The sequence below is a fragment of the Candidatus Erwinia dacicola genome, assembly GCF_001756855.1.
GTDB classification, from domain to species: Bacteria; Pseudomonadota; Gammaproteobacteria; order Enterobacterales; family Enterobacteriaceae; genus Erwinia; species Erwinia dacicola.
Window position 1 is genome coordinate 1 of record NZ_MAYS01000388.1, and the last position, 3710, is coordinate 3710.

At 54.9% G+C, this 3710-nt stretch carries 3 protein-coding genes and 1 pseudogene; 3 read left to right on the forward strand and 1 reads right to left on the reverse strand.

Going from position 1 to position 3710, the window contains the following annotated elements; all coding sequences use genetic code 11:
• Positions 1–101: 101 nt before the first annotated feature.
• Positions 102–312: pseudogene (locus BBW68_RS16720) on the reverse strand (aminotransferase class I/II-fold pyridoxal phosphate-dependent enzyme); the annotation flags it as partial.
• Positions 313–598: 286 nt separating this feature from the next.
• Between BBW68_RS16720 and rfaD the strand changes: the two are divergent.
• From rfaD to rfaC, 3 genes are read left to right on the forward strand one after another with little or no spacing between them, the layout of a single operon-like run.
• The gene (gene rfaD, locus BBW68_RS10895) at positions 599–1531 is read left to right on the forward strand and encodes an ADP-glyceromanno-heptose 6-epimerase (protein ID WP_070135383.1); all 933 of its coding nucleotides are present in this window, start codon (positions 599–601) and stop codon (positions 1529–1531) included.
• A gap of 14 nt (positions 1532–1545) precedes the next feature.
• A complete protein-coding gene (gene rfaF, locus BBW68_RS10900) occupies positions 1546–2592 on the forward strand; it encodes an ADP-heptose--LPS heptosyltransferase RfaF (protein ID WP_070135384.1) in 1047 nt (348 codons plus the stop codon).
• Complete coding sequence (gene rfaC / locus BBW68_RS10905) at positions 2593–3564, forward strand: lipopolysaccharide heptosyltransferase RfaC (RefSeq protein WP_070135385.1); 972 nt, start codon at positions 2593–2595, stop codon at positions 3562–3564. It abuts the gene before it with no gap.
• The last annotated feature ends 146 nt before the right edge of the window (positions 3565–3710 follow it).

Genomic DNA, 3710 nt, shown 5'->3' on the forward strand with positions numbered 1-3710 from the left:
GGCATCCCCTAGGCGAGATGCGTCTGGTGAGCAGAGTCTTTGAAAGATAAGACCTTTCAATAACACAAAAGGCTAACTCATCAATATCTTTGCAACAGTGCCGAGAACACCCCGTCGGTAGCGATCAAAGTATGGCGCACTCTGGCCGCCTGCTGCAGGCGCGCTCCCAGCTCCGCCATATCGTTGTTGGCATAGCGGTAGCGCTGCGCTTTGACACAGGCCGATGCCGTCAATAATCGAAGCGTGATTCAATGCATCGGAAATCACCGCATCCTGCTCGCTGACAATCTGCCGCTCACGCTTGAACAACCCTTCCTGTTCAGCGCGGGCTAACTCTCCTTTAAGCTGTTGATAGAATTCCTGAATTACCTTTATCTTCCAAAGATCATTTTTTGCGATACAGATTGCTAAAAGTGAAGCACAGGCTTGAACATACACGCGGGGAATGTGATTTTTGCAGCATAACTCATGGAAAATAACGCCGAGCAGCGCGGGTTACGGACTCCTCTAGCTGTCGAGGGCGCGATGAGATGTTATGATAAGAGCCATTAACGTGTGAAACCTCCTGTTTCACCCCACTGTATTAGGGTTAAAGCTCATGATTATCGTTACCGGCGGCGCTGGGTTTATTGGCAGCAACATCATTAAAGCGCTGAATGATAAGGGTCACACCGACATTCTGGTGGTCGACAATCTGAAAGATGGCACCAAATTCGCCAATCTGACGGATCTCAATATTGCCGACTACATGGATAAAGAAGATTTTCTGATTTCACTGCTCGCCGATGAAGACTTCGGTGATGTGGAAGCGATTTTCCATGAAGGTGCCTGCTCTTCCACCACCAAGTGGGATGGCAAATACATGATGGATAATAACTACCAGTACTCGAAAGAGCTGCTGCACTGGTGCTTGGAACATCAGGTTCCGTTTCTGTACGCCTCTTCCGCCGCGACTTACGGCGGCCGCAACGCTGACTTTATCGAAGAGCGCCAGTATGAAGCGCCGCTTAACGTCTACGGCTACTCGAAAATGCTGTTCGACCACTACGTGCGTAATATCCTGCCGGAAGCGCAGTCGCAGGTATGCGGATTCCGCTACTTCAACGTGTACGGCCCGCGTGAAGGCCACAAAGGCAGTATGGCGAGCGTTGCCTTCCACCTCAACACCCAGCTGAACAACAGCGAGAACCCGAAGCTGTTTGAAGGCAGCGACGGCTTTAAGCGCGACTTCATCTACGTGGAAGATGTGGCGTCCGTAAACCTGTGGTTCTGGGAAAATGGGGGCGCCGGCATCTTCAACTGCGGTACCGGCCGCGCCGAATCTTTCCAGGAAGTGGCCGATGCCGCCCTGAAATATCATCAGAACGGCGAAATTGAATACATTCCATTCCCGGAAAAGCTGAAAGGCCGCTACCAGGCTTTTACGCTGGCGGACCAGACAAAACTACGGGCGGCAGGCTATGACAAGCCATTTAAAACCGTGGCCGAAGGCGTGGCAGAGTACATGGCTTGGCTGAACCGTAACGGGTAAGAGGCCTTCCGGCGATGAAAGTTCTGGTAATCGGCCCGTCATGGGTCGGCGATATGATGATGTCGCACAGTCTCTATCGCACCATGAAGGCCGAAAATCCTGACACCGTAATCGATGTGACGGCACCCGCGTGGTGCCGTCCTCTGCTATCACGCATGTCGGAAGTGAATGAGGCGCTAGCAATGCCGCTGGGCCACGGTGCGCTGGAAATTGGCGAACGTCGTCGTCTGGGCAAGTCACTGTGTGCCGCCGGCTATGATCGCGCTTACGTCCTGCCAAACTCATTTAAATCCGCGCTGTTGCCCTTCTTCGCCGCCATTCCCCGCCGTACCGGCTGGCGCGGTGAGATGCGTTACGGGCTGCTGAATGATGTCCGCGTGCTGGATAAAGCTGCTTTCCCGCTGATGGTGCAGCGCTATGTAGCGCTTGGCTGTGATAAGGCGCGTATCCAGCACGCACAAGATCTACCGCAGCCGCTGCTGTGGCCTAAGCTGGCGGTAGGGGAAGATGAGAAGCAGGCGACCGTTGCCTCATTCAGTCTTAACCCGCAGCGCCCGATTATCGGTTTTTGCCCCGGCGCTGAGTTTGGCCCGGCGAAACGCTGGCCACATTATCATTACGCCACGCTGGCGCAGCGCCTGATCGATCAGGGCTACCAGGTGGTGCTGTTTGGTTCGGCGAAAGACGCTGAGACCGGCGAAGCGATCCTCGCCTCGGTGTCTGAAGAGTCACGCCAGCACTGCTGTGATCTGTCCGGGAAAACCCAGCTGGAGCAGGCAGTAATTCTGCTGGCTGCCTGCCACGCCGTGATCAGCAATGACTCGGGCCTTATGCACATCGCCGCCGCGCTCGACCGCCCGCTGATCGCGCTGTATGGCCCAAGCAGCCCGGATTTCACCCCACCGCTTTCCGATAAAGCACGCGTGATCCGCCTGATTACTGGCTACCATAAAGTGCGTAAAGGTGATGCCGCCGAATGCTACCACCAGAGCCTGATTGATATTACTCCAGAACGCGTCCTGACCGAGCTGGAAACGCTTTGCCTCCGGCTTGGAGTCTGAATGCGGGTTCTGATAATTAAAACCTCCTCCATGGGTGATGTGCTTCACTCTTTGCCGGCGTTAACTGACGCCATGCACGCCATTCCCGGCATTCGCTTTGACTGGGTGGTAGAAGAGGGCTTTGCCCAGATCCCTTTCTGGCATCCGGCGGTCGACCGCGTGTTACCCGTCGCCATCCGCCGCTGGCGTAAGCACTGGTTCGGTAGCCTGGTGCGTGAAGAGCGGGTAGCATTCAAACGCGAACTGCAGTCGCGAGAATATGACGCGGTGATTGACGCCCAGGGGCTGATCAAAAGCGCCGCGCTGGTGACGCGCCTAGCGAAAGGCATCAAACACGGTGCCGATAGAAATAGCTCATGCGAGCCGTTTGCCAGCTGGTGGTACGATAAGCGTTACGAAATCAGCAAGCAGCAGCACGCGGTTCAGCGTACCCGTGAACTGTTCGCTAAAAGCCTTGGTTACGATCTTCCCACTACTACCGGTGATTACGCCATTGCCCAGCACTTCACCGCCGAACTGCCCGCTGATGCCAACCAGTACCTTGTGTTTTTACACGCCACCACGCGCGATAATAAGCACTGGCCGGAAAGCCACTGGCGTGAGCTGATCGAATTAATGCAGCCTTCAGGTTTAAAAATTAAGCCCCCTTGGGGGGCCGAGCATGAGCATCAGCGCGCACTCAGGCTGGCCGAGGGCTTCGACTTTGTAGAGATGCTGCCTAAGCTGACGCTGGAACAGGTCGCCCGCACGCTGGCTGGTGCGCGTGCGGTGGTGTCGGTTGATACCGGCCTGAGCCACTTGACCGCCGCCCTCGATCGTCCGAATATTACCCTTTACGGCCCGACGGACCCGGGGCTTATTGGCGGCTATGGCAAGAATCAGTATGTGCTGCGCCCGGAAGTGGGAAAGGAGATGGCGGGGATTAGTGCTGAGATGGTAGTGCAAGCAATTGCAACATTACCCGTACTCTAGAATCATCGGTTGATTTTCATATACGCTAAAAATCAATGGATTGACTGTAAACCGGAATGCGATTCTTATTAAACCCAATGGTGCACTATGCCGCAATTTTATGCACAAGACGGCATCGCTCATACGTCACTATGTAGTGGCACACT

Excerpts from the sequence above, each read along its gene's own strand:
- rfaD (WP_070135383.1), top strand. The coding sequence starts at position 599 with ATGATTATCGTTACCGGCGGCGCTGGGTTTATTGGCAGCAACATCATT.
- rfaF (WP_070135384.1), top strand. The coding sequence starts at position 1,546 with ATGAAAGTTCTGGTAATCGGCCCGTCATGGGTCGGCGATATGATGATG.
- rfaC (WP_070135385.1), top strand. The coding sequence starts at position 2,593 with ATGCGGGTTCTGATAATTAAAACCTCCTCCATGGGTGATGTGCTTCAC.